This is a genomic window from Streptococcus sp. DD11 (assembly GCF_001578865.1).
GTDB classification, from domain to species: domain Bacteria; phylum Bacillota; class Bacilli; order Lactobacillales; family Streptococcaceae; genus Streptococcus; species Streptococcus panodentis.
Map to the genome: position 1 here is coordinate 21,371 of NZ_KQ969399.1, position 2,671 is coordinate 24,041.

At 50.6% G+C, this 2,671-nt stretch carries 1 pseudogene; it reads left to right on the plus strand.

The window, feature by feature from the left end:
- A pseudogene (locus tag STRDD11_RS12845) lies at nucleotides 1-2,671 on the plus strand (hypothetical protein); the annotation flags it as partial.

Here is a 2,671-nt window from a genome sequence, read left to right on the forward strand (position 1 = left end):
TGGCGCTCCGAAAAGTACGAAAGATTTCTATTTCAAATTTAAGCATCAGCTGACAAAAGAGACCGAAACTATTCGTGCTACCCGCCATATCAAGTACGAATACGATCCCAAAGCCCAAAATCCTGATTTATCTTTGCTTCCTGCTCAGATAGATCAGACACGCGCTTTCACTCGGACCAAGACAGTGGACCAAGTTCTTGCCAAAGCACATCCCGGCGATCCCGCAGCTGGCCTGACATACTCAGAATGGTCGGAGGAACAGACTTGGCCAGACAATCCTTCGCCTGAAATTCCAGGCTATCTTGCAAGTGAAGATATTGAGTCAGAAGGGATGACAGGAGAGGGGGCACTGTTTGAATATGAGGTATCAGCGGATGAACCAAATGAAGAAGCCTTAGAAAAAGAATTTTCTTGGGAGCGGATTGTCTACTATAGCCCGCTGCCCGTTGTCCCTGCAGCTACAGAAGCAAAAACGAAAGGAATCCAAGGACAGCAGCAGACAGCCGCCATTAAATTTGACCAAGAAAGAAGTGATGAGACGGAAATTCACTTTACCAAAGGAAGCACAGCCGTTAACGGCGTTCAAAAATCCGTCCAACTGGACCCGAGCAGCGTCTTTCTTTACGACGAAAATCAGCAAAAGGTCACTTCCTTAACGATTGCTGATCAGGGAACCTATGAGCTTGATAGAGCCAAGCAGACCATCACATTTACGCCGCTAAAGACCTTTGTCGGCCAAGCCAAGCCCGTCCAAGTGGGCATTGCAGACAAAAACGGTCAAACAGCAGTAACCACCTACAGTCCACTAGTTGAAAAAGTGACACCGATTGGAAAAGATGCCAGCAGCAGCGGCCCGCAGGGGATTCCGCAGACAGGCAAGCCGAGCTTTGAGGGCGGTGACCCGCTGGTGCCGATTGACGAAACTGCAGCGCCAGTATTTGAAGATGGCTCAAAAACGAAGATGATTCCCAATCAAGGCACCTATACCATCGCAGCAGATGGAACCGTGACCTTCACGCCCGAAAAGTCTTTTTCCGGCACAGCAGACGCAGTGACAGTGAAACGCTATGATAAGAACGGCAGCCCTGTCACTGCTGCCTACAGGCCGAACTTTACTCCAGTTAGGCCGACAGGAAGCGGTGCTGAATCAGAAGGAATCCAAGGACAGGTCCAAGAAGGACAAGTTACTTTCACGCCTGGGCATCCCCTCGTGCCATTCCCGGCCGGCTCCACTCCGCTGTTTGACAACGGCCTGGCTGTCAAAGAAATTCAGCATGTTGGAAGATTTGAAACAGATGCCAAAGGCAAGGTCCTGTTTACCCCAGATAAGCAGTTTACTGGGCAAACACCAGCGTTAACCTTAACACATATCGATGCCAATGGCACACCTGTTACTGTTAAGTACCGCGCCACTGTCAGAGCAGTCATCCCAACAGCTCAAGGCGCAGAAAGCGAGGGCATTCAGGGAGCGGTCCAAACTGGTCAGCTAACCTTTGCGGCTGGTCATGCCCTGGTGCCCATCGACACAGCGATTCTTCCGACTTTTGATAATGGAGAGCAGACCAAGACAGTTGCTGGTGTTGGGACTTATACTGTCAATAGTCAAGGATTGGTAACCTTTACACCATCACCTGCTTATACAGGCCGTCCAGATGCGGAGACTGTTCAGCGAGTCGATACAAATGGCACGGTTGTTACAGCAACTTACCAAGCAGAAGTCAAAGCGGCGATTCCAAGCGCTGCAGATGCGAGCTCAGTCGGTATTCAGGGAAAAGCACAGACAGGCCGTCTGGTCTTCGCAGAAGGTTCTGCAACTATCAATGGCCAAAAAATAAGCGTTCCCTTTAACAATGGCGGACTGAAATTCTTAGTCAATGGCCGGCTTGTCAATCCCCATACTTTAGAAGTTGACAACGACGAAGGCAAGAAAGTTGGTACCTATAGCCTGCAGCAGGATGGAAGGGTGACTTTCCAACCTGAACCGGATTTCTTTGGCACACCAAAACCTGCGACCGTTCGTGTCACAGATCAAAACGGCCTTACTGCTGACGCGGTCTACAGTCCGCAGGTCTTAGAAGCTCGGCCCAGCGCTGCAAATGATGAGACGAGCGGGAAGCAAGGCCAAGTTCAACACGGAAGAGTGGTCTTCACAGAAGGCACAGCTGAAGTAAATGGCCAAACAGAAAAAGTGGGCTTCCCGGCCGGCTCCACTCCGCTTTTTGATAATAATAGCTCAATTAAGAAGGTTCCAAACGTCGGTCAATTTGAAGTCGATGCTGAAGGCAATATTACGTTTACTCCTGAAAAACAATTCACAGGCACAACACCTGAAATAATCCTTGTTCGGACAGATGAAAATGGAAGTAAGGCTGCAGCTGCTTATAAAGCAAGGGTTACAGCGGTCACTCCTACAGGCACTAATGCCAGCAGCAGCGGCCCGCAGGGAGTTCCGCAGACAGGAAAGCCAAGCTTCACAGCCGGTGACCCGCTGGTGCCAATCGATGACAGCGTAGAGCCAAGCTTTGACGACGGCACGAAGGAGAAAACTATTGCGGGTCAGGGGACCTATACCATCGCAGCCGACGGCACCGTCACTTTCACGCCAGACAAACAGTTCGTCGGCAGGCCAGATCCAGTGACGGTCAAGCGAGCAGACAAGAACGGCACGGAA